This is a genomic window from Streptomyces sp. NPDC030809 (assembly GCF_055572195.1).
The window spans coordinates 144333-170100 of the sequence record NZ_JBVIDV010000008.1 but is presented as its reverse complement, the minus strand read 5'-3'; the positions used below and the strand labels follow the sequence as shown (position 1 = coordinate 170100).

Annotated in this window: 21 protein-coding genes; 16 read left to right on the top strand and 5 right to left on the bottom strand. The window is 73.6% G+C overall.

Annotated elements, in window-relative coordinates:
• The first annotated feature begins 81 nt into the window (after positions 1-81).
• From ACZ407_RS13665 to ACZ407_RS13650, 4 genes are all read left to right on the top strand, one after another.
• Positions 82-912 (top strand): alpha/beta fold hydrolase, encoded by an 831-nt coding sequence (locus tag ACZ407_RS13665; RefSeq protein WP_468128227.1) that lies wholly within the window; start codon positions 82-84, stop codon positions 910-912.
• Between the two features lie 128 nt (positions 913-1040).
• The gene (locus ACZ407_RS13660; protein ID WP_468128226.1) at positions 1041-2000 is read left to right on the top strand and encodes an alpha/beta hydrolase; all 960 of its coding nucleotides are present in this window, start codon (positions 1041-1043) and stop codon (positions 1998-2000) included.
• 47 nt (positions 2001-2047) lie between these two features.
• Positions 2048-3934, top strand: a complete 1887-nt coding sequence (locus tag ACZ407_RS13655; RefSeq protein WP_468128334.1) for an amidohydrolase — start codon at positions 2048-2050, stop codon at positions 3932-3934.
• Between the two features lie 17 nt (positions 3935-3951).
• Entirely contained in the window at positions 3952-4668 is a 717-nt protein-coding gene (locus ACZ407_RS13650) for a GPR1/FUN34/YaaH family transporter (RefSeq protein WP_468128225.1), read from the top strand.
• A 71-nt stretch (positions 4669-4739) separates the two neighbouring features.
• On the opposite strand, the gene ACZ407_RS13645 is transcribed toward ACZ407_RS13650, so the two are convergent.
• Both ACZ407_RS13645 and ACZ407_RS13640 read right to left on the bottom strand, forming a co-directional pair.
• Positions 4740-5690: an AraC-like ligand-binding domain-containing protein gene (locus ACZ407_RS13645; RefSeq protein ID WP_468128224.1), complete on the bottom strand. Its 951-nt coding sequence runs from the start codon at positions 5688-5690 to the stop codon at positions 4740-4742.
• A gap of 126 nt (positions 5691-5816) precedes the next feature.
• Positions 5817-8525, bottom strand: a complete 2709-nt coding sequence (locus ACZ407_RS13640) for an AAA family ATPase (protein ID WP_468128223.1) — start codon at positions 8523-8525, stop codon at positions 5817-5819.
• A gap of 598 nt (positions 8526-9123) precedes the next feature.
• Between ACZ407_RS13640 and ACZ407_RS13635 the strand changes: the two genes are divergently transcribed.
• The gene (locus ACZ407_RS13635; RefSeq protein ID WP_468128333.1) at positions 9124-10065 is read left to right on the top strand and encodes an NADP-dependent oxidoreductase; all 942 of its coding nucleotides are present in this window, start codon (positions 9124-9126) and stop codon (positions 10063-10065) included.
• Entirely contained in the window at positions 10065-12053 is a 1989-nt protein-coding gene (locus tag ACZ407_RS13630) for an MFS transporter (RefSeq protein WP_468128222.1), read from the top strand. The genes ACZ407_RS13635 and ACZ407_RS13630 overlap by 1 nt, the downstream gene beginning before the upstream one ends.
• Positions 12054-12114: 61 nt before the next feature.
• On the opposite strand, the gene ACZ407_RS13625 is transcribed toward ACZ407_RS13630, so the two are convergent.
• Positions 12115-12999, bottom strand: coding sequence for a LysR family transcriptional regulator (locus tag ACZ407_RS13625; protein WP_468128221.1), 885 nt, complete (start codon positions 12997-12999; stop codon positions 12115-12117).
• A 258-nt stretch (positions 13000-13257) separates the two neighbouring features.
• Here ACZ407_RS13625 and ACZ407_RS13620 point away from each other — a divergent pair, with 258 nt between their 5' ends.
• On the top strand, positions 13258-13413 hold the full coding sequence (locus tag ACZ407_RS13620) for a hypothetical protein (RefSeq protein ID WP_468128220.1): 156 nt from the start codon (positions 13258-13260) through the stop codon (positions 13411-13413).
• A gap of 81 nt (positions 13414-13494) precedes the next feature.
• Here the strand turns inward: ACZ407_RS13620 and ACZ407_RS13615 are convergent, their stop codons facing one another.
• The gene (locus tag ACZ407_RS13615) at positions 13495-14151 is read right to left on the bottom strand and encodes an Hsp20/alpha crystallin family protein (RefSeq protein ID WP_468128219.1); all 657 of its coding nucleotides are present in this window, start codon (positions 14149-14151) and stop codon (positions 13495-13497) included.
• Between the two features lie 260 nt (positions 14152-14411).
• Between ACZ407_RS13615 and ACZ407_RS13610 the strand changes: the two genes are divergently transcribed.
• On the top strand, positions 14412-14774 hold the full coding sequence (locus tag ACZ407_RS13610; protein WP_468128218.1) for a DUF5335 family protein: 363 nt from the start codon (positions 14412-14414) through the stop codon (positions 14772-14774).
• A 141-nt stretch (positions 14775-14915) separates the two neighbouring features.
• Here ACZ407_RS13610 and ACZ407_RS13605 read toward each other — a convergent pair whose 3' ends face one another.
• Positions 14916-15332 carry an Hsp20/alpha crystallin family protein gene (locus tag ACZ407_RS13605; RefSeq protein WP_468128217.1) on the bottom strand — a complete coding sequence of 139 codons (417 nt, stop codon included), beginning with the start codon at positions 15330-15332 and terminating at the stop codon, positions 14916-14918.
• A 285-nt stretch (positions 15333-15617) separates the two neighbouring features.
• Between ACZ407_RS13605 and ACZ407_RS13600 the strand changes: the two genes are divergently transcribed.
• The 8 genes from ACZ407_RS13600 (at position 15618) to ACZ407_RS13565 (ending at position 25766) form a co-directional block, all read left to right on the top strand.
• Positions 15618-17174, top strand: coding sequence for an ATP-binding SpoIIE family protein phosphatase (locus tag ACZ407_RS13600; protein WP_468128216.1), 1557 nt, complete (start codon positions 15618-15620; stop codon positions 17172-17174).
• Positions 17175-17364: 190 nt separating this feature from the next.
• Positions 17365-18198: a VOC family protein gene (locus ACZ407_RS13595; protein ID WP_468128332.1), complete on the top strand. Its 834-nt coding sequence runs from the start codon at positions 17365-17367 to the stop codon at positions 18196-18198.
• Between the two features lie 101 nt (positions 18199-18299).
• Positions 18300-20216 (top strand): molecular chaperone DnaK, encoded by a 1917-nt coding sequence (gene dnaK / locus ACZ407_RS13590; protein WP_468128215.1) that lies wholly within the window; start codon positions 18300-18302, stop codon positions 20214-20216.
• 24 nt (positions 20217-20240) lie between these two features.
• A complete protein-coding gene (locus ACZ407_RS13585) occupies positions 20241-20849 on the top strand; it encodes a nucleotide exchange factor GrpE (protein WP_468128331.1) in 609 nt (202 codons plus the stop codon).
• A 68-nt stretch (positions 20850-20917) separates the two neighbouring features.
• Positions 20918-21910 carry a DnaJ C-terminal domain-containing protein gene (locus ACZ407_RS13580; RefSeq protein ID WP_468128214.1) on the top strand — a complete coding sequence of 331 codons (993 nt, stop codon included), beginning with the start codon at positions 20918-20920 and terminating at the stop codon, positions 21908-21910.
• A gap of 6 nt (positions 21911-21916) precedes the next feature.
• Positions 21917-22267 (top strand): chaperone modulator CbpM, encoded by a 351-nt coding sequence (locus ACZ407_RS13575; protein ID WP_468128213.1) that lies wholly within the window; start codon positions 21917-21919, stop codon positions 22265-22267.
• A gap of 6 nt (positions 22268-22273) precedes the next feature.
• On the top strand, positions 22274-24943 hold the full coding sequence (gene clpB, locus ACZ407_RS13570) for an ATP-dependent chaperone ClpB (protein WP_468128212.1): 2670 nt from the start codon (positions 22274-22276) through the stop codon (positions 24941-24943).
• Positions 24944-25421: 478 nt separating this feature from the next.
• Entirely contained in the window at positions 25422-25766 is a 345-nt protein-coding gene (locus ACZ407_RS13565; protein ID WP_468128211.1) for a hypothetical protein, read from the top strand.
• Positions 25767-25768: the final 2 nt, after the last annotated feature.

Here is a 25768-nt window from a genome sequence, read left to right as displayed (position 1 = left end):
CCCGCCGGCTCCCGGCCACCGAACCCCGACCACCAACCACCAACCACCAACCACCAACGTTCCCGTATCGAAGGAGCACCCATGCCCTACATCGACGTCGCCGAAGGCACCTCCGCCCCCGTCCGCCTGTACTACGAGGACCACGGCGCAGGCCGACCCGTGGTGCTGATCCACGGCTGGCCCCTCAACGGCGCCTCCTGGGAGAAGCAGACGGCCGCGCTGCTCGCCGCCGGCCACCGGGTGATCACGTACGACCGGCGCGGCTTCGGCCGCTCCGACCAGCCGGCGGACGGGTACGACTACGACACCTTCGCCGCCGACCTGCACGCCGTTCTCACCACGCTCGACCTGCGCGACGCCGTGCTCGTCGGCTTCTCCATGGGCAGCGGCGAGGTCACCCGCTACCTCGGCTCCTACGGCTCCGAGCGGATCGCCAAGGCCGTGGTCATCGGCGTGGTCCCGCCGTTCCTGCTGAAGACCGAGGACAACCCCGGCGGCGTCGACGGCAGTGTCTTCAAGGGGATCGAGGAGGCCATCGCCGCCGACCGGTTCGCGTTCATGACCTCCTTCCTCGCGGACTTCTACAACTCCGACGTCCTGGGCGGGGACCGGATCAGCGAGCAGGCGGTGCAGGCCAGTTGGAACGTGGCCGTCGGCGCCTCCGCCAAGGGCACCCTCGACTGCGTCCAGGCCTGGCTGACCGACTTCCGTGCGGACCTGCCGCGGATCGACGTCCCGACGCTGATCATCCACGGCGACGCCGACCGCATCCTGCCCGTCGACGCCACCGCGGTCCCGCTCGCCCGGCTGATCGACGGCGCCGCGCTCACGATCGTGCCCGGCGGCCCGCACGGCCTGCTGTGGACGCACGCCGACGAGGTGAACGCCGCGCTGCTCGCCTTCCTGGACTGAGCCGCCGCCGCTGCCGGGCGGGGGCCGCCCCCGCCCGGGAGCGGCCCCCGCCCGGGAGCGGCCCCCGCCCGCGCAGCCCGGACCACCCGCCTCCGCACACCACCCGCCCTCCCCCGAAGGAGCACCCCATGCCCCACGACCCGGTCCCCGTTCTCGAGCCTGCCGCCCAGGCCTTCGCCGAGGCGACCGCACGGCCGCCGTTCCTCTACGAACTCCCCGTCGCCGAAGGGCGCAAGGCGGTGGAGGAGGTCCAAAGCGGCGAGGGCGTGGCCCTCCCCGAGGCCGACGAGGAGTGGACCACCGCGGCCGGCGGTCCCACCGGTTCCGTCCGGGTCCGCATCGTCCGCCCCCGCGGAGTCACCGGTCCCCTGCCCGTCCTGCTGTACGTCCACGGCGCGGGGTGGGTGTTCGGGAGCGCCCGCACGCACGACCGGCTGGTCCGCGAGCTGGCGGTGGGCGCCGGCGCGGCCGTCGTCTTCCCGGAGTACGACCTGTCGCCCGAGGCCCGCTACCCGGTCGCGATCGAGCAGATCTACGCGGTCGCGCAGTGGATCGTCCGCGAGGGCGCCGCGCAGGGGCTCGACGCCGGCCGGATGGCCGTCGCGGGCGACTCGGTCGGCGGCAACATGAGTGCCGCGCTCACCCTGATGGCCAAGGAGCGCGGGGACGTCGTCCTGCGCGCGCAGGTGCTGTTCTACCCGGTGACCGACGCCTCCTGCGACACCCCCTCGTACGAGCAGTTCGCCGAGGGGTACTTCCTGCGCCGCGAGGCCATGCGGTGGTTCTGGGACCAGTACACGACCGAGGCCGCCGACCGCGCCCGGATCACCGCCTCGCCGCTGCGCGCATCGGCCGAGCAGCTCTCGGGCCTGCCCCCGGCGCTGGTGATCACCGCCGAGGCGGACGTGCTGCGCGACGAGGGCGAGGCCTACGCGGCCGCGCTGCGGGCCGCCGGGGTGCCCGTGACCGCGGTGCGCGTGCTCGGCACCCTCCACGACTTCGTCATGCTGAACGCCCTGCGCGAGACCCGTGCCGCCGGTGCGGCCCTCCGGCTGGCCACCGCCACCCTGCGGGAGGCCCTGGCATGACCGGCACCGACAACGGCACCCCCAACCCGCGCATGTCCGGCCCGCGCATGTCCGGCCCGAGCATGCCCGTGGCCGGCATCGTCCCGGCTTCCGGAGCCGGCGGGTCGGCCGCGGCCGACCTGCTGCTGCGCAACGCACGGATCCACACCGGCGACCCGGCGCGGCCCTCCGCGACGGCCGCCGCCGTGCGCGACGGCCGGATCCTCGCCCTCGGCGACGACCACGACCTGGCTGCGCACGTCGGACCGGAGACCCGGATCGTCGACGCCCTCGGCCGCCGGGTGGTCCCCGGACTCAACGACTCCCACCTGCACGTCATCCGAGGCGGCCTGAACTACGTCCTGGAGCTGCGCTGGGACGGGGTGCGCAGCCTGCGCGAGGCTCTGGGGATGCTCCGCGCGCAGGCGGGCCGCACACCCAAGGGGCAGTGGATACGCGTCGTCGGCGGCTGGACCGCCGAGCAGTTCGCCGAGCGCCGGATGCCGACGGTCGCCGAGCTGAACGCGGCGGCTCCCGACACCCCGGTGTTCGTGCTCCACCTGTACCAGTCGGCCCTGATGAACCGGGCTGCCGTGCGGGCCGCCGGTTACACCCGCGACACGCCCGACCCGCGGGGCGGGCAGATCGTCCGCGGTCGCGACGGCGAGCCGACCGGGGTGCTGCTGGCGGCGCCCGGAGCCCTGCTGCTGTACTCGACCCTCGCCAAGGCGCCGGCGCTGGACGCGGCCGACCGGCGCACCTCCACCCGCCACTTCCTGCGCGAACTCAACCGCTTCGGCCTCACCTCGGCCGTCGACGCCGCCGGCGGGTTCCAGAACTTCCCCGACGACTACGCCACCGTCGTCGACCTGGCCCGCTCCGGCGAGCTGTCGCTGCGCATCACGTACCACCTCTTCCCGCAGACCGCAGGACAGGAGCTGGCGGACCTGCGCCGCTGGACGCAGACGGTGCGGCCCGGGGAGGGCGACGAGTGGCTGCGCCTCGGCGGCGCGGGAGAGAACCTGACCTGGGCCGCCGCCGACTTCGAGAACTTCGCCGAGCCGCGGCCCGAGCTCGCCGCCGGCTACGAGGCGGAGTTCGAGCAGACCGTGCGGCTGCTGGCCGAGCACGGCTGGGGCTTCCGCCTGCACGCCACGTACGACGAAACCATCCGCCGCAACCTCGCGGTCTTCGAGAAGCTCGCCGCCGAGGGGTTGTTCCCCACCGGCGGCCGCTGGCTCTTCGACCACGCCGAGACGGTGTCCGACGAGAGCCTCGACCGGATCGCCGCCCTCGGGGGCGCCCTGTCCGTACAGAACCGGATGTCCTTCCAGGGCACCGTGTTCCTGGAGCGGTACGGGGCCGAGGCGGCCTCGCGCACCCCGCCGGTCCGGGCCATGCTGGAGCGCGGGCTGACCGTGGCCGCCGGCACCGACGCCACGCGCGTGTCCTCGTACAACCCGTGGGTGTCCCTGCACTGGCTGGTGACCGGCCGCACCGTGGGGGGCACCGCCCTCTACCCGGCCGCGAACCTGCTCGACCGCCGGACGGCCCTGGAGCTGTACACCCGGGGCGGCGCGCGCCTGACCGGCGAGGAGGACGTCAAGGGCATGCTGCGCGAGGGGTTCCTCGCCGACTTCGCGGTGCTGTCCGCGGACTACTTCACGGTGCCCGAGGCCGCGATCCCGGACATCGAGTCGGTGCTCACCGTGGTCGGGGGGCGGATCGTGTACGCGAGCGCCGAGTACGCGGACCTCGACGAGCCGCTGCCGCCCGTCAGCCCGGACTGGAGTCCGGTGGCCCGGTTCGGGGGGTACCGGTCGGCGGGTGCCCGCCAGGCCGATGCCGTGGCCGAGGTGGTCGCCGCGTCCGAGGAGCACCGCCGCTGGCGGTCCGACCGGGGTGCCGTACCGGCGGGCGGGCCCGCCTCCATCGATCCGTGTTTCGCCCACTGACCGGGGAAGGACCGCACATGAGTACGGACTCGGCCGCCGACGAGCACGGCGGCGGCGGGGCGGACCGCCGCTTCGAACCGGATCTGCGCGCCATGACCCGGATCACCCTCCGGCCCATGGCCTCGCCGATGCCGCTGGGGTTCTTCACGGTGGCCCTCGCCTCCGTCCTGACGGGCTGCCTGCAGCTGGGGGTGTTCGACGGGGCCGACCGGCGCGCCGTCGCCCTGTGCGTACTGCCCGCGTTCGCCCTCCAGTTCCTGGTGAGTGTCCTGGCCTTCGGCGCACGCGACGTGGTCGCGGCCACGCTCATGGGCGTCTTCGCCGGCAGCTGGCTCGCGTACGCCCTGGTGACGGGGACCGGTGCGGCGGGCGGACCCCGCGTGCTGGGCGTGTTCAACCTGGCCTTCCTGGTGCTGGGGATCCTCATGGCCGCGGTGACCCGGCCCAAGCGGGCCCTGTGGCTGGTGATCGTGGCCTCCCTGCCCCGGTGGGCCGCCGCCGGGCTGGGAGGGCTGACCGGCGAGGAGGCCCTCGTCCGGACCGCGGGTGCGTGCGGCCTGGTGGTGGCCCTCGCGGCGGGTTACGCGGCCTTCGCACTGATGCTGGAGGACATGCGCAGCGAGGAGGTCCTCCCGATCGGCCGCAGCGGGCCCGCCCGGCACGCGGTCGAAGGCGACCTCGCCGTGCAGCTGCGCAACCTGGAACGGCAGGCCGGAGTGCGCCGCACGCTGTGAGGCCTCCCCCCGGGCGCCCCGGGGCCGGAGCCCGGAGGGGGGTCCGGGCGGGCCGGGGCGGGGCGGTCGCCTCAACGGGAGGCCGCCTGCCACTCCCGCGGCGACATCCCGTACGCCGTGCGGAAGGCCCGGCTGAAATGGGAGGGGCTGACGAAGCCCCACCGCTGGGCGACGGCCGAGACCGCCTGCCCGGTGCCGGAGCGGCGCGCGAGGTCGCGCCGGCACCGGTCGAGGCGTTCGCGGTGGATCCACCGGCCCACGGACGTACCCTCGGCTTCGAAGAGCCGGTGCAGGTAGCGCACCGACACGTGGTGCGCGGTCGCGATCCGCTCCGGTGTCAGACCGGGATCGGCCAGGTTCTGCAGGGCGTACTCCTTGACGCGGGTGAGCATCGCGCGGGCCGTCTCGGGCGCCTGCGGGTCCGGTCGGCCCTGCCGCTCGCGTACCAGCACGGCGAGCAGTTCGGCGGCGGTCAGGGCGAGCCGGTGGCCGGTCTCCGGCTCCAGCCCGGCCGCGTGCTCGGCCAGTCCGGCGAGGTAGCGGACGAGGAGCCCGGCCGTCCCGGAGCGGCTGTCGAAGAGGGTCCCCGTCACCGAGCCCAGGTCGTCCTCGGAGACGCCGATGTCCTGCTTGCGCAGGCGGAAGGCGGTGAACCGGAATGCCTCCGGCTGCTCCCTGCGGTACGGCCGGCCGGCGTCCGAGCAGGTGAAGGTCCCCGGCACGACCAGTGCCTGCCGCCCGTCCTGGGTGAGCCGGGCGGTGCCCTGCTGCTGGACGGTGAGGGTGACGAACTGCCCGCCGCCCTGCGCGATGCGGCGCCGGCTGCGGACGACGGTCTGCGGGCCGGCCCCGACCTCCGAGATCTGCAGGCCGCCGACGTGCCGGCTGGCGATCGTGCCGAGTGCGGACCGCCGTTCGTGCAGGGTCAGGTCCAGCGGGACGAAGGTGTCCGACACCAGGCTGTGCCAGTGGTCGGCGCGGTCGTCTGCGGACAGGGCGGCAGTGGTGGTGACCAGGGGCAACGTGACTCCCGAGGGCGTGCGGGGGGGGTTCCGCTTCCACTCTCGGAGCAGGGCGCGCCCCTGCCATCCGTCATGTGACTTGCCTCGTGCACGTCACACCCCCGGCGGCCGGGGGTCCGGCCGCGCTCAGTGCCCCCTGCGCGCCTCCTGCTCCACGACATCGCGCAGTTGGCTGCGGGAGGTGACGCCCAGCGCGGGAAACGCCTGGTAGAGGTGGGTGCCGACGGTCCGGGGGGACAGGAAGAGCCGTTCGCCGATCTCACGGTTCGTCAGCCCCTGCGCGGCGAGGCGGACGATCCGCTGCCGCTGCGGGGTCAGCGACCGCAGGGCGCTGTGGCGGGCCGACTCGACGGTGACGCCCGCGGCCCGCAGCTCGGCCTCGGTGCGCTCGCTCCAGTGCACGGCGCCGAGGCCGTCGAAGATCTCCCGTGCGGTCGTGAGGGCCTCGCGGGCCTCGGCGATCCGGCGCTGCCGGCGCAGCCACTCGCCGTACTCCAGCCAGACCTGGGCCCGTTCGAACGGCCACCGCTGCCCCGACGGGTCGTGCAGCGCGGCCAGGAACAGTCCTCCGGCCTCCGCCGGGTCGGCCAGCAGGGCGGAGGCCCGGTCCATGACCTGCCGCAGCCGGGCCGAGGCCCCGTCCCCCACCTCGGCAGTCACCCGTTCCAGCACCGTACGGGCCTCGTCGGCGCGGCCGGTCTGGACGGCGGCCGCGGCATGGTCGGCGACCGCGTAGCAGGACAGGTGGTGGTGGAGCGGGGCACCCGCGGCGTCGAAGAGCGCGCGCAGGTGCCGGTGGGCGCCGGCGTGGTCGCCGAGGGCGGTGGCCGCCAGGCCTGCGGCGCGGCGCGCGCGCACCACCGTCCCCAGCGCGCCCGCCGGTTCGGTCACGGCCAGCGCCTCGGCCGCCTGCCGCAGCGCCCGCTCGGGTTCTCCGGTGAGGGCGTGGACGGTGGCCAGTACGGTCAGCGCCCGTACGGAGCCGAGCGTGTGCCCGCCTTCGGGGACCCGTGCGACGAGCCGCTCGACCCCCAGCCGGGCGTCGGCCCACCGTCCGCCGTCCACGTTCGCCCAGGCCAGGTCGGCGGCGGTCATCCCGGCGTGGAAGGCGTCGGCGTCCTCCCACTGGGGGTTCACCAGTTCCCCGAGCAGGCTGACCGCCGTCTCGGTCTCGTCGAGCACCATGCTCAGCACGCCGAGGGTGTGGAGCTCGGTGGGGAGCCGTCCGGGGGCCGCGGCGACCGCGGGCAGCCGGTCGCGGATCGAGGGTCCGTGGACGAAGGGGTCCGTCACGCCGAGGTCCCAGAGGTGGAACGGGTGGTCGGCGATCCCCTGCGGGTCACGCCCCCGCAGCAGTGCCCGCAGGCGGTCGAGCTGGGCCGGGGAGCCGGAGTGGTAGGCGATGCCCGTCGCGATGGTGGAGACCCCGGCGCCGATCGCCGCCGGGTGCATCAGGCCGTCGGTGTCGACCAGTGCGAAGGCCCGGTCCATGCGTATCGTCAGCATGGCGACGAGCCCGCCGAGGGCGGAGATCCAGCCCGTGGCCGCCGGATCGGTGTTGGCTTCGAGGGCCCGCGCGGCGAGTGCCTCGGCCTGTGCGAGGTCTCCGACGAGGACCGAGGCGTACGCGGCGGTGGCCAGCCGGCGGGTCCGGTCGGCCGCGTCGGTGCCGAGCTGGGCGGCCCGCTCCAGACCGGCGACCGCCTCCGCCATGGCTCCGCGCGCCACCGCCCGCATGGCGGTCTCCTCCAGGGCGCTCGCGACCGATGCATCGGGGGCCACGGTCGCCGCGGACAGCTGCCAGGCGCGCCGGTCGGGGTCTGCGCGGAGCGCGTCGGCGAGACCGAGGTGGGCGCGGCGGCGTTCGGCGAAAGGAGCGGCGCCGTACACGGCGGACCTGATGAGGGGGTGGCGGAAGTCGATGCGTTCGGCGTGGAGGCGGATGAGCCCCGCCTGCTCGGCGGGCTGCCAGACGTCCACGTCCGTGCCGGGCGGCAGCGCGGCCATGACGTCCGCCAGGGCGGCTCCCTCCGCCGCGGCGGCCAGCAGCAGCGCCTCGCGGGACGCGGCGGGCAGCGCGCCGACCTGGTCGGCGAAGGTGCGTTCCAGCAGGTCCGTGACGGGCACGTGGCCCGTCAGCGGGAGGCCGCCGTCCTGGGCCGCCTGCCGGGCCAGCTCCACCAGGGCGAGCGGGTTGCCGGCGGCCGTGTCGAGCACCCGGCGGCGGGCCGAGCCGACCGGGGCGTCGGGCTGGGCGCCGAGGAGTTCCTCGGCTTCGGCCGGCTGGAGGGGCGGGACCACCAGTTCGGGCACGGACCGGTCCAGCCAGTCGGGGCGGCCGGTGCCGCGGGCGGCGACGAGCAGCCCGATGGGCTCGCCGGCGAGGCGGCGGGCGAGGAAGCCCAGCACCTGGCAGCTGCCGCGGTCGATCCACTGGACGTCGTCGGCCACGAGCAGGAGCCTGTGCGCGGAGGCGAGTTGCGAGGCGAGGGTCAGCACCGCGAGGCTCATCATCATCAGGTCGGGCGGTGCCGGGTCGTCGCCGAGGCCGAATGCGCTCAGCAGGGCGGCCCGCTGCCGGACCGGCAGGCCCTCGACGCCGTCGAGGACGGGGAGCAGCAGCTGGTGCAGCCCGGCGAAGGCGAGTTCGGTCTCGGCGGCGTTGCCGCGCACCCTGAGGACCCGCGCACCGGCCGCCGCGGCCTCCTCGGCGGCGGAGTCCAGGAGGGTGGTCTTGCCGACTCCGGGCTCGCCGAGCAGCAGCAGCGCCGCGGCGGGGGCACTCGGCCCGAGCGCTTCGGCGATGACCATCCGTTCCTTCTGACGACCGATCAACTCACTGCTCCTGAACTTGCCGTACACATCCGAAGGCCGTTCTTCCGGGGTCGAGCGGCGAGCGGCGAGCGGCGGGTGAACGGCGAAGGACCGAGCATATCTCCCGTGATCATGAAGGAGCGACGGCGGGCGGGCCCGGTCCCCTCGGCAGCACCGGTGCCGCGTGGCGTCGGTTGCGACGGCCGTCTTCCGCCTCCGTCGCGACCGTGCGGGCGGTGCAGCCCACGTAGATCCCGGCGGGGGTGGGGCCGCTCACTCCGCGGGAGGAGGTCGCCGCTCTGCGGGGGGCCTTCAGGAGGAGCCGGGGTGGAGCACGGGGGTACGGTGCACCGGGCTGACGGCGCTCGCGGGCCCGGGGGGCAAGTGCCGCTCCGGACGGGCCGGTCGGGATTCCGAGGGCCCGCCCACCCCGTGTCCCGCGGAACGCGCTCCAAGCCCATGGAACGACCGGCTTCGTGTGCGGGCCGTGACAGGGCACGGCCCCATCCTTGAGTCTCGCTCAACGGCACTGTTCCGATCGTGGCTTGATGGTCCTGTGGGCGGGGCGGTGTAGTGGTCGGGCAATGCTCCGACCAGCTGGGACAGGTGAACCATGAGGATGCGGGCGATCGGCCAGGACCGCTTCGGCGGTCCCGAAGTGCTGAAGGTGGTGGAGGCGCCGCGGCCGCAGGCGGGGCCCGCCGAGGTGCTCGTGCGGGTCGTCGCGGCAGGGGTCAATCCGACCGATGCCTGGCACCGTTCCAGCAGCGGGCTGTCAGGTGGCGACCTCCCCATCCGGTTGGGCTGGGACGTGTCGGGCGTGGTCGAGGCCGTCGGAGTGGGTGTCACCGCCTTTGCGCCTGGGGACGAGGTGTTCGGGATGCCACGCCATCCGCGCCCTGCGGGCACCTACGCCCAGTACGTCACCTCCCCGGCCCGGCACCTGGTGCACAAGCCGTCCGGGATATCCCACACCCAGGCCGCCGCCTTGCCCCTGGCCGGTCTCACCGCGTGGCAGGCGCTGGTCGACACCGCCGATGTGCGCACCGGGCAGCGCGTGCTGGTGCACGCCGCGGCGGGCGGCGTCGGGCATCTGGCCGTCCAGATCGCAAAGGCCCGCGGTGCCCACGTCATCGCCACGGCCCGGTCGGCGAACCATGACTTCGTACGGGGCCTGGGTGCCGACGAGGTCATCGACTACACCCGGACCGACTTCGCTGCGGCAGTGCGCGACGTCGACGCCGTCATCGACACGATCGGCGGGGAATACGGGCCGCGCTCCCTCAGGACCCTGCGGCCGGGGGGTGTCCTCGTCTCGCTCGCCTCGCCGGCCGAAGCGGCACTCGGCCGAGTGGCACGGCCGCTCGGGCTCCGCGCCCAGTTCATGATCGTCGAAGCCGACCGGGAAGGCCTGCGGCAGCTCGCCTCGCTCGTCAGGGCGGGTCGGCTGCGGCCCGAGGTCTCCGCCTGCCTGCCCTTGGAGCAGGCCGCACGGGCGCACGAGCTGGTCGAGAGCGGCCGTACCCGCGGCAAGACCGTACTGACCGTGGGGCGCGTCTGATGGCGACCTTCGTCCTGGTCCCCGGTGCCTGGCACGGCTCCTGGACCTTCCAGCGCCTGGCACGGCAGCTGCGCGCGCACGGCCACGAGGCGCACCCGGTCACCCTGACCGGCGTCGGCGACCGCAAGCACCTGCTGACCGGCACCGTCAACCTCGAAACGCACGTACGGGACCTGCTGAACCTGCTGGAGGACGAGCAGATCTCCGACGCCGTCCTGGTCGGCCACAGCTACGGCGGAATGGTCATCACCGCAGTCGCCGACCGGCGCCCCGACCGGGTGAGCGGCCTGGTCTACATCGACGCGATGGTGCCCCGGGACGGCGACTCGTGCTGGTCCCTGGTCACGGAACTGGAACGGGGCTGGTACCTCAACGGCATCGGCCTGACCGGCTACGCCAGCGTCCCCCAGCCCTTCTTCGACCCGCGCGCCACCCCGCACCCGCTGGCTTCCCTCCTCCAGGCCGTCCGCCTCCGCAGCGACCTGTCGGCCTTCCCCGGCGGCAAGGACTACATCTACGCGACCGGGTGGGAGACTCCCTCTCCGTTCGAGCCCCTCTACCGGCGCCTGCTGGCCGACCCCTCCTGGCGGGTCCACGCCGTCCGATCCGGCCACAACGTCATGCGCGACGCCCCCGGGGGAACTCCTCGACATCCTCATCCGAAGCAGTCCGGAGCACGCGCCGGGCCGGACGCACACGACACCGGACGACACGGTGCCGGCCTCCGGCGCGCACGCATGAGGCCGCCCCGTGTGCTGGCCGCGGCGCAGTTGCTGAACTCGATCGGCGACGGCGCGTACTACGTCACGTCCGCGCTCTACTTCGCCGGGACCGTGGGCCTGACGCCCGCCCAGATCGGCTTCGGCCTGACCGCGGGCTGGGCGGTCGGATCGGTCGCCGGGGTGCCGCTGGGAATCCTCGCCGACCGGTGCGGCGCGCGCGGCACCGCCGTCGTCCTGGCGCTGGCCACTGCGCTAGCGGTGGCGTCGTTCCTGCTCGTAGGTTCTTTTCCGCTCTTCGTGGTGGCCGCCGTGTGCTACGCGAGCTGCCAGTGCGGTCTCGCCGCCGCACGGCAGGCGCTGCTGGCCGGACTGGTGGAGCAGGCCCAGCGCACAAAGGTGCGCGCCTTCCTGCAGTCGACGGCGAACGCGGGCCTGGCGGTCGGCGCCGCACTCGGCGGGCTCGCCCTGCAACGGGACACGCGCGAGTCCTATGCGGCGGTGCTGGCGGTGGACGCGCTGAGCTTCCTGGCCGCGGCGCTCGTCCTGAGCCGACTGCCCGTCGTCGCCCGGGCGCGGGCGAAGCCGGGTGAGCCCAGGTTCGCGGTCCTCCACGACCGCCCGTACGCGGCCGTCACCGTCGTCAACGCGGTCATGCTGTTCTACATGCCGCTGATCAGCCTGGTGATTCCGCTGTGGATCGTTCAGCAGACCAGGGCACCCACGTGGGCCGTCTCCGCGCTCCTGGTGGTCAACACCCTCAGCGTGGTCGCCTTCCAGGTCCGGATCGCGCGGCGGGTGACGGGCTTGGGGAGCGCGGTGCGGATGGTGCGGGGCGCCGGTCTGGTCATGTTCGCCGCATGCGCCGTCTTCGCCCTTTCCGCGGCCGGGTCGGCCGCCTGGAGCGCCGTACTGGCTCTGCTGGCCGCGGCGGGTCTGCAGGTCCTCGGCGAGATGATGCTCGCCTCCGGCGCATGGGAGATCGGCTTCGGACTTGCTCCGGCCGACAGGCAGGGCCAGTACCAGGGCTTCTTCGGCACCGGGCAGGCTGTTGCCAGGATGCTCGGGCCGGTGTTCCTGACCGCCTTGGTCCTCGGTTGGGGTACCGCCGGCTGGCTCGTCCTCGGCGGCCTCTTCGCCGCGGCCGGGGCAGCCATGGGGCCGGCCGTCCGCTGGGCGGAGCGCACCCGGACACCTCCGTACCGCTCCCCGGCGATGGCTGGAGCCGATGTGCCGGCCAAGCCCGCCGGCTCTTCCGGGGCCGCCTGAACCGGCCCGTCACCGTCGACGGATGCCGGTGGAGGCCGAGGCTGAGGTGGCGGGACGGGTGTCAGGTGTTGGCGTCGACGGCGGCTTGGACGAACGCGCGCAGACGCGCGCTGACGTTGCTCTCCAGCCAGACCGGTCCCCACTGGACGGGCGCGGCGTCGTTGAGCGCCACGTACGCGATGTCGGGGCGCGGGTAGAACCGCCGGGCGTGCTCTCCGACCGGGAGGACGCCCTTGCCCGCAGCGACCAGGGCCAGGACCTCCGGGAAGGTGGCTGCCATCGGGCCGCTCGGCACCACCCTGCCGCCGGGGGTACGGGGAGGCGTTCGTTCGTGGCGCAGTTCCTGTGGCAGGTCGTGGGGCAGCTGGATCACCGGCTGTTCGGCGAGGACTTCGAGCGACACCGACGCATGGGCTGCCCACACGGATCCGGCGGGCACGGCCAGGACGCGGGCCTCGGACAGCAGGACGGGCCCGGCGGTCGCCTGTGAGACGGGAAAGGCCGTGATCAGGACGTCCAGTTCACCTTCGTGCAAGCGGGACATGGCGTCATGGATCTGGCCCTCGTGGATGGTCACCTGGCAGTCGGGGTGGCGGACCGCGAACAGCTCAAGGGTCTTCAGGAGGAGCTGCCCGGCCGCCGCCCCCAGGAATCCGGCTCTCAGCAGGCCGGTCGTCCCGCGGGCACGCTCCATCGCCCGGTGCACCGCATCGTCCATGCCGCGGACCAGAGGCGCCAGTTCCGCGGCCAGGTCGCGGCCGAGCGGGGTCAAGCGGACCCGACGGCTGGTCCGTTCGAACAACGGCGCGCCGATCCGGCGCTCGACCTTCCGAATGGTCTGGCTGATCCGCCCGGTCGTCAGACCGAGCCGCTCGGCGACCCGGCCGAAGTGCAGCTCCTCGGCCAGGGCCAGGAAGGTCTGCACCTCCGTGCGTTCCAGAAGCACCGCGCATCCCCCGCTCTCGAGCACCACTGCACGACACCGCTCCGGACCACGGCTCGGCAGTTCGGCTGTCGGGAGGGCCGACACGCGTTCCCCAGCGGCTGGAACAGCCAGGCCATGATGCCAGGCACCGCCGCAGCGGCGGCCCTGCGCGGGCGATGGCGGGCCGGTTTGTTCACGTATCGGACAGGGTGTTGCGGGCACGCCTCACCCTGCCCAGACTGAGCGGATCCGCTTCCCCGCAGAACAGCAGGTGCCGTCATGGGCCAACATGTGCACATCCGCCTCAAGGACGGCATGGAAGTGTCAGCCGCCGGTGAGCTCGTCGAAACGTTCCACTGCCGGTGCGGCAGGACGTGGGCCAAGGTCTACCCGCTCGAGGGTCGCGAGCCCTACACCGTGCACGGCGCCGCCTGAGGCGCTGCCGCCTCCGGGGCGCCAGGGGGACGCGACGGGTCGGCGCCCGCCGCGTCTGCTCGGCCTCTGCTGCTCCGGTACTCAGATGCTCTGGGTCCCCCGCATCCCTTCGCTCTCCCCCATGCCTTCGCTCTCCCGCACACCTTCGCTCTCCCGCACGCCTTCGCCCTCCTGCACGCCTTCGCTCCCTTGCATGCCCTCAGCCGCCCCGGCCGTGCCCTGCATGCCCTGAGGGGCTTCGGACGCCTGGGGCTGCCGGGACGCCTTCCGGGCCTCGGCGCCCGTTCCCTTGAGCTCGATCTTGCGGCGCTTGCTTTCGGTCACCTTGGGGATGCGTACGGTGAGCAGCCCTTCGCTCAGGTCCGCCTCGCACCGGCCCGCGTCCACTGAGCTCGGAAGGCTGGTGCGGTAGGAGAACTCGCCCGTCCTGCGGGACAGGACCTTTCCGCGATGCTCCTCGGAGACCTCTCCGCTGATGCTGAGCTCGTTGTCGCCGACCTCGATGTCGACGTTCTCCGCGGGAACGCCCGGCAGCTCCATCCGGACGATGTACGCGTCCTCGGTTTCCTCTTCCTCGGCCATCGGCAGCCACTGATGGCCACTGGTGGCGGCGGGAGCCGCTGCCCGCTCCAGCAGTCGGCCCATCTCACCCCACATGTTCTCGAACTCCAGGAACGGGTCCCAGGACGAGCGCAGTCGCTCGGAAAGAGCGCCTCCGCGGCGGATCGGCAGCGCCATCGCCAACACCTCCATGTCGTCGGCGGCCGGGAGCGGAGCCGCAACCACTCGGAGGGGGTGGTGCCGGTGCTCCCGTCCCCCGGCGGCTGTCCACGCCACCGCCCGTCAAACCCCGTGGACGCCCCGGCGGACCAACGCATGCGCGGCGATTGCCGGGTCCGGGCAGGGGTAGCACCCGAGCAGGTGGGGTGCGCGTCGGGCTCGCCCGGCGCGGCCGGGGGTCTCGGACGGTCACCGCCTGGAGTGGAGGAGCGGACATCATGGCTGGCAACGCATCGCTCGACCGGAGTGACTGGGCGAGCACACTCGACGAAGTCACCGCCGCCCACGAGGGGGAGCTCGTCACCATTGAAGTGATGGACCAGTCGATCGGGCACCAGTACGAAGCCGAACGGCTCCCCTTCTCCTACCTCGCGTACGACGCGAAGGGCGACGCGGTGATCGTCGCCGTGGGCGGGCAGCCGCCCCGCTACCCCGTCGTACTGCGGCACATGGTGGCGCATCCCAAGGAGATCGACGTCTCGACGGCCGAGGTCCCCGGGGCGGCCATCCGGGTCCTGGACCAGGAGGACACCGCCACCTTGATCACTTTCTACGCGGCCGGGTCGGCCGCGGAGTCCTGACGATCCGGCCCCCACGGCCGCGTCGTGCAGCACACCTCCACTGCGCCGGATTCCGGCGGCGGCGACGGACGCACAACGGCCCTGCGGCGCTGCCGCAGGGCCGCCACGGGCGCCCGGGACGGCCGGGCGCCCGTTGGCCGATCACGGCTGCAGCTGCTTGCCGCCGCCGGTGCCGATGTCGATCTTCCGCGGCTTGGCCTGCTCGGCGACCGGGATGCGCAGACTGAGCACACCGGCGTCGTACACCGCCTCGATGTGCTCCGTGTCCAGGTTCTCGCCGAGGAACAGCTGCCGGGTGAACGTACCCGTGGGCCGCTCGGAGATCACCACCTCGGCGCCTTCCCTGGCCTCCGGCTTGCGTTCGACCTGGACGGTCAGCACGTCCTTCTCGACGCTCAGGTCGACGGAGTCGGGGTCGACGCCCGGCAGGTCGAACTTGACCCACACCGAGCCGTCCTCGCGCCAGGCGTCCATGGGCACCGCCGCGGGGCGCTGCACGCCGTCGAAGAGCCGGGCGAATCGGTCCAGCTCATGGAAGGGGTCGGTCCGCATCAGCATCGGATCATCGCCTCCTCATCGGTGTCGATGGCTGTTCGCGGTGTTGCTCCCGACAGCTCTTATATAGCTCGCAGCAAGTAACTTGACAAGGTCCGGCTCAGTTTTAACCGGGCCGAGAGGGGGGCCGGCTCGCCACCCGTTGACCCACAGTTACTCGTATGTAATGTGGCATATGTAACGAATCGGAGATTCAGTCGCTGTGCTCGAGCGGGGTGTGACGCGAGCACGTGTGAGCGGGGTGCTTGCGGCCCGGATGCCCGGGCGCGCGACGCAGGGGTGAGCACGATGAGCAGGTACCGCACGCTGTCGCCGGCGGGCACCGACGGATTCCTGCCCGTGACGGAAATGGCGGTGGCGGCCGTCGATCCCACGGGGACGGTCACCGCGTGGAGCCCCGGTGCCCAGATGCTCCTGGGCTACGCGCCGGCCGAGGTGGTCGGACGGCAGGCGGCCGGGCTGCTGGCGGACGGCCGCCTCCCCGACCCCGCCCGGCGGCACCTGGCGGAGCACCGGGCGTGGATCGGCAGGGTGGTCCTGCGCCATCGCAGCGGGTACCGGATCGAGGCGGACCTGCAGGCGTGCCCGCTGCTGGACGCCGGGGACGGCATGTGCGGGTGGTCGGTCCAGGCGACGATCCCCGAGGAGAGCGACGGAGCCGCCCTTGCCCTTCAGCGCAGCCTCATGCAGCAGCGGCTGCCGCACCTGCTGGCCGTGGAGACCGCGACCCGCTACCTTCCCGCCGAGCCGCACGCGGGGGTGGGCGGCGACTGGTTCGACGTGATCCCCCTGTCCGGTGCCCGGGTCGCCCTCGTCGTCGGCGATGTCGTGGGTCACGGCATCCACGCCTCCGCGGCCATGGGGCGGCTTCGCACGGCCGTGCGCACCCTGGCCGACGTGGACCTCCCGGCGGACGAGCTGCTGACGGACCTCGACGACCTGATCCTCGAAGAGGCCCGCGAGCGCCCGAGCTCCGACGGGGAGATCGGGGCGACGTGCGTGTACGCGGTCTACGACCCGGTCTCCGCGCACTGCACGGTGGCCAGTGCCGGCCATCCGGCGCCGGTGGTGGTGCGTCCCGACGGCGCGGTGGAGGTACTCGACGTGGAGCCGGGCCCGCCGCTGGGGGTGGGGGGCGTGCCCTTCGAGGCCGTCGACGTCCCCCTGCCGGCGGGCAGTCTCCTGGTGCTCTACACCGACGGCCTGGTCGAGGCGCGCGGCCGGGACATCGAGACCGGCATCGAGGCGCTGCGGCGCGCGCTGTCCGGCCCCGCCCCGTCGCTGGACAACGTGTGCGACACCGTGATCGGGTCCCTGCTTCCCGACGCCCCGGACGACGACGTGGCCCTCCTGGTCGCCCGCACCCGGCCGCTCGACGCCGCGCACGTGGCCACGTGGGACATCCCCGCCGACCCGGCGGCGGTTCCCGACGCGCGCCGTCGGGCCGCCGCCCAGCTGGAGCGGTGGGATCTGGAGGAGGCGGTGCCCACCACCGAGCTGATCGTCAGCGAACTGGTCACCAACGCGATCCGGCACGCCGGCGCCCCGATCGAACTGCGGTTGATCCACAACGGCATGCTGATCTGCGAGGTCTCCGACTCCAGCAGCACCTCTCCGCATCCGCGGCGGGCCCGTGCGCTGGACGAGGGCGGACGCGGGCTGCTCCTGGTCGCGCAGCTCGCCGAGCGGTGGGGGACCCGTCACACCGCTGCCGGGAAGACGATCTGGGCCGAGCAGGCCCGCCCCCTGCACCCGGCGGCTCCCGCCCGGACGCCGCAGCGCCCGGGGCGACCGGGGACCGTCGCCGTCGAGGGGCCCCGGCCGCCCTGCGGGGCCGGAGCCTGACGGATGCGCGGCCCGGCGGGCACGGGGGGCCTGAGCCCTCTCCTCGCTGCAATCTGAACCTGCACCGGGGCCTGCATCCGCTCCTGCGTCGCGGGGGCCGCAGTGCCGAGGCCGTGAGCGAGCGGACCCGGCCTGCGTAGCGCCCCGCCGGATGGGCAGGCGCGGGCCGAAGCGAGAGGAGGAGATGACCATGGTCCTGGTGACGGCGGAACTTGCGGGGGCGCCCTGCTGGATCAGCCTGACGGCGCGGGATCTGACCGCCTCCGAGAACTTCTACCGCGCGGTGCTCGGGTGGACGTTCCGACGGGGATCCCTGGGCCGGGCGTTCTCCGTGGCGGAGGCGGACGGGGTCCCCGTGGCCGGCATTGCCGCGGTGGCCCGTGAACTGGCCGTCCCGGTGGCGTGGACCCCGTACTTCGCCGTCGACGACGCCGACGACGCGGTGGCGCGGATCCGCGAGCGCGGCGGCACCGTCGGCGTCGGACCCGTGGCCTACCCGCCGCGCGGGCGCGCGGCCCTGGCAGTCGACCGGGAGGGCGCGAGCTTCGGGATCTGGGAAGGGCGGGTCCTGACGGAGTGGCGGATCGGAGACGGGACGGCCCCTGCCTGGCTGGAACTGCACACCGGGGACGCCTTCGATGCCGCCCTGTTCTACGGCGAGGCCCTCCAGTGGGCCTCGGACGGCGGGACGGGCTGCTGCGAGGTCTCCTACGAGCACGACCAGGTCGTCCTGCGCTACGAGGGCGAGGAGGTGGCGCGCCTCAACAGCGGTCCCGTCGAGGAAGCCGCCGAGAAGCCGCAGCTGCGACCGCGCTGGCTCGTCCACTTCCGGGTCCGGGACCTGGACACCGCCACCGGGGCCGCCGTCGAACACGGCGGGACGGTGGTGCAGGAGGGCACGTGGCCGGGCGACGCGCGCCGGGTCACCGTACGGGACCCGGACGGGGCGCTGTTCACCCTCGACCAGTCCCACACCGCCCCCTGGCCCCTCAGGCCTGAGGCGCCTCCTTCCGTGCGGGGGTGAGATCCGGGAAGGCGGCGCCGGCCCGGGCATGCCGAAGCCGAACGCGGGCAGGCGCCGGAGGCCGCGTGGGGGACGGAGACGGTCCGGCTTGGAGGATGGCGATGGCGAAGGCTGTGGGTATCGACCTGGGTACGACGAACTCGGTGATCGCCGTCTACGAGGGCGGCCAGCCCCGGGTGATTCCCAATACCGAAGGGGGCCGGACGACGCCGTCGGTGGTCGCGTTCACCGACACCGGCGAGCGGCTCGTCGGCCAGATGGCACGACGCCAGGCGGTGCTCAACCCCCAGGGCACCGTGTACTCCGCCAAGCGGTTCGTCGGCCGGAGGTACGGCGAGGTGGCCACCGAGGCCGGCCAGGTCTCGTACGAGGTCGTGCCGGGTCCCGAGGACGCGGCGCGCTTCTCGGTGCGCGGCAAGCAGTACGCCCCGGAGGAGATCTCCGCCTCGGTGCTGCGCAAGCTCGCCGACGACGCGGCCAAGCAGCTCGGGGAGAAGGTCACCCAGGCGGTCATCACCGTGCCGGCGTACTTCAACGACGCGCAGCGGCAGGCGACCAAGGACGCCGGCCGGATCGCCGGGCTGGAGGTCCTGCGGATCATCAACGAGCCGACCGCGGCCGCCCTGGCGTACGGGCTGGACAAGAAGGAGCACGAGACGGTCCTGGTCTTCGACCTGGGCGGCGGCACGTTCGACGTCAGCATCCTGGACGTGGGCGACGGCGTGGTGGAGGTGCGCTCCACCGCCGGCGACACCCACCTGGGCGGCGACGACTTCGACCGGCGGCTGGTGGACCACCTGGCCGAGGACTTCCAGCGGCTCAACGGGATCGACCTGCGCCGCGACCCGCAGGCGCTGCAGCGGCTGTACGAGGCCGCGGAGAAGGCCAAGGTCGAGCTGTCCTCGACCGCGCAGACACAGATCAACCTGCCGTTCGTCACCGCGGACGCCTCGGGCCCCAAGCACCTGACGACCACCGTGAGCCGGGCGACGTTCGAGCAGCTCACGGCCGACCTGGTGGAGCGGTGCATGGGCCCGGTCCGGCAGTCGATGGCGGACGGCAAGGTGACGGCCGACGACCTGGACGAGGTGATCCTCGTCGGCGGGTCCACCCGGATCCCGGCCGTGCAGGCGCTGGTGCGGCGGCTGACCGGCGGCAAGGACCCGAACATGTCGGTCAACCCCGACGAGGTCGTGGCGCTCGGCGCGGCGGTGCAGGCGGCGGTGCTCCAGGGCGAGGTCAAGGACGTGCTGCTGCTGGACGTGACCCCGCTGTCGCTCGGGGTGGAGACGCTCGGGGGGCTGATGACCAAGCTCATCGAGCGCAACACGACCATCCCCACCCGGCGCAGCGAGACCTTCACCACGGCCGAGGACAACCAGCCGGCCGTGGACGTGGTCGTCCTTCAGGGCGAACGCGAACGGGCCGCCGACAACCGGGTGCTGGGCCGGGTGCGGCTGGACGACATCCGCCCGGCGCCCCGGGGCCTGCCGCAGATCGAGGTGACGTTCGACATCGACGCCAACGGGATCCTGAACGTGTCCGCGAAGGACAAGGACACCGGCGCCGAGCAGAGCATCACCGTCTCCGGCAGCGGCACGCTGGAGGAGTCCGAGGTCCAGCGGATGGTCCAGGACGCCGAGCGCAACCGGGCCGAGGACTCCCGGATCCGCGAGCTGGTGGAGGCGCGCAACGAACTCGACAGCTTCGCGTACCAGGTGGAGCGGCGTCTCGGCGAGCTCGGCGACGCCGTCGCCGTGCACGAGAAGGCGCGGGCCGAGGCACTGGTCGCCGATGCGCGGCAGGCCGTCAAGGAGGAGGCGCCGCTGGACCGGCTGCGGTCGTTGACCGGGGATCTCCAGCAGGTGCTGCACGGGCTGGCGGCGGCCGGCGGGCCCGGTGGCGCAGGCCCCGGCCCCGGCCCCGGGCAGGGTCCCGGCTCCGGGACCGGGCCGCAGGGCGGCAGGGGTCCGGGCGGGGACGAGGACGTGATCGACGCCGAGTTCCGGCCCGGCTGACGCCCGTGGGGGTGTGAGGTGACCATGAACGACAAGGCGCGAGAGCCCGGCCGCCCGGCGCAAGGCCCGGACGTACCGCGCGACGCCGTACGGGACGCGGCCCGGGGCCGGGCAGACGAACCCCGGGAGGTTCAGGCGCCGGAGCAGGAGGCGCGGCCCCCGCGTGACCCGGAGCAGCAGCCCGCGCCCGCCCTCCCCGAGCTGGACGCCGAGGAACTGCGCGACCGCTGGCAGCGCGCCGTGGCAGACATGGAGAACCTCCGCAAGCGCTGCGAACGGCAGCAGGAGGAGGTGCGCCGCAGCGAACGGGACCGCGTGACGGCCGAATGGCTGCCGGTCGTGGACCACCTGGAGCTGGCGCTCCAGCACGCGGCGGCCGATCCACGCGCGATCGTGGCCGGGGTGGAGGCGGTCTGCCAGCAGGCGTTCGCGGTGCTCGACCGGCTGGGCTACCGGCGGATCGCCGAGGTCGGTGACCGCTTCGACCCGGCCCTGCACGAGGCCGCCCAGGTCCGCGCGGAGCCGGAGGCCGCGCCGGGCAGCATCGTCCAGGTGCTGCGCCCGGGATACGGCAGCGGCAGCGGGCTGCTGCGCCCGGCGGTCGTGTCGGTCGCGGCGAAACCGGAACGATGACGTTGCGGCGGCGTACGAGGACGTGCATGCCGCGGCGGACGGTGGTTCGAGGACGGGTGAGGTAGCCGATGGCCGCGCAGAAGCGTGACTACTACGACGTACTCGGCGTTTCCAGGGACGCCGGTGCGGAGGAGATCCAGCGCGCCTACCGCACCCTCGCCCGCCGCTGGCACCCCGATCTGAACAAGGACCCGGGCGCCGAGGAGCGGTTCAAGGAGGTCAGCGAGGCGTACGAGGTCCTCTCCGACCCGGAGAACCGCAAGCGCTACGACCGCTTCGGCCACGCGTGGCAGCAGGCTCGGGAAGGCTCCGCGCCCGGCCCCGGCGGGCCCTTCGGAGGGGGCGGCGGGCGGCGGGTGTACGTCAACACCGGTGGCGGCCCCGGCTTCGGCGGGTTCGGCAACGGCTTCGATGCGGGCGGCCTCGGGGGCGGCTTCGGCGGGACGGACTTCGAGGACCTGCTCAGCGGTCTGTTCGCCCAGGGCGGGCCGCAGGGCGGTTACGGGCGGACACCGGGCGCCGACCAGGTGGCCGAGATCACGCTCCAGGTGGAGGACGCGTACGCCGGCGGCCGCAGGCGCGTCGCCCTCGACACCGCCGCCGGCCCCCGCAGTTACGAGGTGAACGTCCCGCCCGGCGTGACCGACGGGCAGCGGATCCGGCTGGCCGGAGAAGGCGGCGCGGGAAGCGGGGGCGGCGCGGCCGGCGACCTCTACCTGCGGGTGCGGCTGGCTCCCCATCCGCGCTACCGGGTCGACGGGCGGGACATCGCCGTCGACCTCCCGGTCGCACCGTGGGAGGCCGCGCTCGGAGCGTCGGTCCCCGTGGACACCCCCGGCGGGACGGCCACGGTGGACCTGCCGGCCGGCTCCTCCAGCGGGCGCAGGCTGCGGCTGCGGGGCCGCGGCATGCCCAACCCCCGGGGGCAGCCGGGCGACCTCTACGCCGAGGTGAAGATCGTCGTCCCGCCGCGGCCGACCCAGGCCGAGAGGGATCTGTTCGAGCGCCTCGCGAAGGAATCCCGCTTCGACCCCCGCAACCCTCCCAGCGGAAGGGGATGAGCGTCCGTGGGGCACGACCGGAACCGCTACCCGCTCGCCCGCCCGAGCGCCGTCCACGGCTCGCACCGGGCCGTCGTCACCGTCGAGGAGTTCGCGGCCGCCACCGGCCTGCACCCCGACCTGGTGCGCCGCTACGTCACCCTGGGCCTCCTGGAGCCCGACACGGATCCGGCCGGGGGCCTGTGGTTCGGCACCGGGCACCTGGTTCGGGTGGCCCGCATCCGGCGGCTGCGGGCCGGCCTGGGCCTGAACTACACCGCGCTGGCCGTCGTACTGGACCTGCTGGAGCGCATCGAAGAACTCGAAGCCGCCCTCGGCGGACGGCACCCCGACATCGACGCCGTGCGCGGGAGATGACACCTCGTGGACATGAACCGACTCACCCAGAGGTCCCAGGAGGCCCTGCAGGACGCCCAGACCAAGGCGCTGCGCTTCGGCCACGTCGAAGTCGACGGGGAGCACCTCCTGCTGGCCCTGCTCGACCAGGACGAGGGGCTGATCCCCCGGCTGCTCGGTGCCTGCGGAAGCGACCCGGGCCGGGCCCGCGCCGCGGTGGAAGCGGAGCTGGGGCGGCGCCCGAGCGTATCGGGCCCGGGCGCCACCCCCGGCCAGGTGTACGTCACGCAGCGGCTGGCCCGCCTGCTGGACACGGCCGAGCAGGAGGCGAAGCGCCTCAAGGACGAGTACGTCTCCGTCGAGCACCTGCTGCTCGTCCTGCTCACCGAGGGCACCGGCAGCGCGGCCGGCCGCATCCTGCACGAGCAGGGCCTCGACCGCGAGCGGTTCCTCGAGGCCCTGACCGAGGTGCGCGGCAACCAGCGCGTGACCTCCGCCACCCCCGAAGGCACCTACGAGGCCCTGGAGAAGTACGGCCGCGACCTCGTCGCCGAGGCCCGCACCGGCAGGCTCGACCCGGTCATCGGACGGGACGGCGAGATCCGGCGCGTGGTGCAGATCCTGTCCCGCAAGACCAAGAACAACCCCGTCCTGATCGGCGACCCGGGCGTCGGCAAGACGGCCATCGCGGAGGGGCTGGCCCAGCGCATCGCCCACGGCGACGTGCCGGAAGGCCTGCGCGACAAGACCGTCTTCGCCCTCGACATGGGCTCGCTGGTGGCGGGCGCGAAGTACCGCGGCGAGTTCGAGGAACGGCTCAAGGCCGTCCTGCACGAGGTCACCGCCGCCGAGGGCCGCGTCCTGCTGTTCGTCGACGAGATGCACACCGTCGTCGGCGCCGGAGCCGCCGAAGGAGCCATGGACGCCGGCAACATGCTCAAGCCGCTCCTCGCCCGCGGCGAACTGCACATGATCGGCGCCACCACCCTCGACGAGTACCGCAAGCACGTGGAGAAGGACGCAGCCCTCGAACGCCGGTTCCAGCCCGTCCTGATCGACGAGCCCAGCGAGGAGGACGCCGTCTCCATCCTCCGCGGGCTGCGCGAACGCCTGGAGGTCTTCCACGGCGTGAAGATCCAGGACAGCGCCCTGGTCGCCGCCGTCACCCTGTCCCACCGCTACATCTCCGACCGCTTCCTGCCCGACAAGGCCATCGACCTCGTCGACGAGGCCTGCGCCATGCTGCGCACCGAGATCGACTCGATGCCCGCCGAGCTGGACGAACTCACCCGGCGCGTACGGCGCCTGGAGATCGAGGAGGCGGCACTCGCCAAGGAGGACGACCCCGCCGGCCGCACCCGCGTGGCGGAGCTGCGCAGGGAACTCGCCGACGCCCGCGCCGAGGCCGACGCCCTGCGCGCCCAGTGGGAGGCCGAACGCCAGGCCCTGCGCAAGGTGCAGGCCCTGCGCGAGGAACTGGAGCACGTACGCTACGAGGCCGAGGAAGCCGAGCGCTCCTACGACCTCAACCGCGCGGCCGAACTGCGCCACGGCCGGCTGCCCGACCTGGAGCGGCGCCTCCAGGCGGAGGAGGAGCAGCTCGCCGCCAAGCAGGGCGGGCGCCGGCTGCTGCGCGAGGTCGTCACGGAGGACGAGATCGCCTCCATCGTGGCCCGCTGGACCGGCATCCCCGTCAGCCGGCTCCTGGAGGGCGAGCGGCAGAAGCTGCTGCGCCTGGACGAGATCCTGCACGAGCGGGTCATCGGCCAGGACGAGGCCGTCCAACTCGTCGCGGACGCCGTCATTCGTGCCCGCTCGGGGGTCAAGGACCCGCGCCGGCCCATCGGTTCGTTCCTGTTCCTCGGCCCCACCGGCGTCGGCAAGACCGAACTGGCCCGGACCCTGGCCGCCGCGCTGTTCGACACCGAGGACAACATGATCCGCCTCGACATGAGCGAGTACCAGGAACGGCACACGGTCAGCCGCCTGGTGGGCGCCCCGCCCGGCTACGTCGGTTACGAGGAAGGCGGCCAGCTCACCGAGGCCGTGCGCCGCAAGCCGTACTCCGTCGTGCTCCTGGACGAGGTGGAGAAGGCCCACGCGGACGTCTTCAACACCCTCCTGCAGCTGCTGGACGACGGCCGCCTCACCGATGCCCAGGGGCACACGGTCGACTTCCGCAACACCGTGGTGGTGATGACGAGCAACATCGGCTCCCAGTACCTCCTGGAGGGAGTCACCCCCGACGGCGAGATCAAGGAAGAGGCCCGCGCCGCGGTCATGGCGGAACTGCGCGCCCACTTCCGGCCGGAGTTCCTCAACCGGGTCGACGACATCGTGCTGTTCAAGCCGCTGACCCTGCCGGAGATCGAACGGGTCGTGGACCTGCTCACCGAGGACCTGCGCCGGCGGCTCGCCGGCCGCCGCCTCGGACTGCACCTGACCGAGCCGGCCCGCCGCCACATCGCGGCCGAGGGCTTCGACCCCGTCTACGGCGCCCGGCCCCTGCGCCGCTTCATCCAACGCGAGGTCGAAACGCGCATCGGCCGCGCGCTGCTGACCGGTGACGTCGCCGACGGCTCCACCGTCACCCTGGACGCCCCCGACGGACAGCTCACCGTCACCTGGACGGCGCCCGCCGGGGCCGGGCCGCCGGAGGGGGATGCGGAGGCGGACGCGGGCGCGAAGGCGGCGTGAGCGGCCGACGGGAACGGTCGGGGTCATGCGCCTCGGCGGCCCAACGGCAGACGCAGCGGCACGTCCGATGAAGGGTCGGCCAGCTCCGGCCACCCGGCACGGACCCGGCGCCGCGGGGCATCCGCACGTGCATCCTGGAAGCCGCCTCGCCGATGACTCGGCGGGCGGCCGGCGGGGAACAATAGAGATACGACCAGCCTGGTCTGGTGAGGGACCCCGCGCCACCACGAGGTCACGTAGCGTGTGGCCGCAGGACGGTACGGGAGGTCTTGCTCGGCTGCGCACGGCCAACCCGTGCGCGTGACGGCCTCCGTTCCCGCAGTGCTGCGGCAAAGCCGACCGTAATGGGCTCCCGACACCCGAAATGGCGGCCCCCGCCATGCTCCCCCACACCCACCCCCGTGCCCCGGGCCCGGACCCGTTCGCCCCCGCGCGCGCCGCGACCGACGCCGCGCCGTGCATCCGCCACACCTTCCGCGTGATCATGCAGCGTACGGTCCTCGGGGGCGTGGCCCCGGCCGACGCCGAACGCGCACAGGCCCACGCACTCCTCGAGCAGCTCGTCCCGCGCCCGACGGAGGCCACGCTGCAGGCCCGCATCGCGTCCCTGTGGGAGGCCGTCATCGCCCTGGCGCTGGTCGGCGCACGCGCCCACAACCCGCTCGGCCACCTCGCCGGAGGCTGCGCCGCCACCCTCGAACCCCTCATCCGCCGCAACCACACCCCCACCCCAGGGGAACTCCAGGACGCCGAAGCCGCCCTCCGCGACCTCCACCAGGCCCTGATCGTCCGCTACGGCACACCCCGGACCCCCGCCTCCTGAGC

Excerpts from the sequence above, each read along its gene's own strand:
- ACZ407_RS13665 (WP_468128227.1), top strand. The coding sequence starts at position 82 with ATGCCCTACATCGACGTCGCCGAAGGCACCTCCGCCCCCGTCCGCCTG.
- ACZ407_RS13660 (WP_468128226.1), top strand. The coding sequence starts at position 1,041 with ATGCCCCACGACCCGGTCCCCGTTCTCGAGCCTGCCGCCCAGGCCTTC.
- ACZ407_RS13655 (WP_468128334.1), top strand. The coding sequence starts at position 2,048 with ATGTCCGGCCCGAGCATGCCCGTGGCCGGCATCGTCCCGGCTTCCGGA.
- ACZ407_RS13650 (WP_468128225.1), top strand. The coding sequence starts at position 3,952 with ATGAGTACGGACTCGGCCGCCGACGAGCACGGCGGCGGCGGGGCGGAC.
- ACZ407_RS13635 (WP_468128333.1), top strand. The coding sequence starts at position 9,124 with ATGCGGGCGATCGGCCAGGACCGCTTCGGCGGTCCCGAAGTGCTGAAG.
- ACZ407_RS13630 (WP_468128222.1), top strand. The coding sequence starts at position 10,065 with ATGGCGACCTTCGTCCTGGTCCCCGGTGCCTGGCACGGCTCCTGGACC.
- ACZ407_RS13620 (WP_468128220.1), top strand. The coding sequence starts at position 13,258 with ATGGGCCAACATGTGCACATCCGCCTCAAGGACGGCATGGAAGTGTCA.
- ACZ407_RS13615 (WP_468128219.1), bottom strand. The coding sequence starts at position 14,151 with ATGGCGCTGCCGATCCGCCGCGGAGGCGCTCTTTCCGAGCGACTGCGC.
- ACZ407_RS13610 (WP_468128218.1), top strand. The coding sequence starts at position 14,412 with ATGGCTGGCAACGCATCGCTCGACCGGAGTGACTGGGCGAGCACACTC.
- ACZ407_RS13605 (WP_468128217.1), bottom strand. The coding sequence starts at position 15,332 with ATGCTGATGCGGACCGACCCCTTCCATGAGCTGGACCGATTCGCCCGG.
- ACZ407_RS13600 (WP_468128216.1), top strand. The coding sequence starts at position 15,618 with ATGAGCAGGTACCGCACGCTGTCGCCGGCGGGCACCGACGGATTCCTG.
- ACZ407_RS13595 (WP_468128332.1), top strand. The coding sequence starts at position 17,365 with ATGGTCCTGGTGACGGCGGAACTTGCGGGGGCGCCCTGCTGGATCAGC.
- dnaK (WP_468128215.1), top strand. The coding sequence starts at position 18,300 with ATGGCGAAGGCTGTGGGTATCGACCTGGGTACGACGAACTCGGTGATC.
- ACZ407_RS13585 (WP_468128331.1), top strand. The coding sequence starts at position 20,241 with ATGAACGACAAGGCGCGAGAGCCCGGCCGCCCGGCGCAAGGCCCGGAC.
- ACZ407_RS13580 (WP_468128214.1), top strand. The coding sequence starts at position 20,918 with ATGGCCGCGCAGAAGCGTGACTACTACGACGTACTCGGCGTTTCCAGG.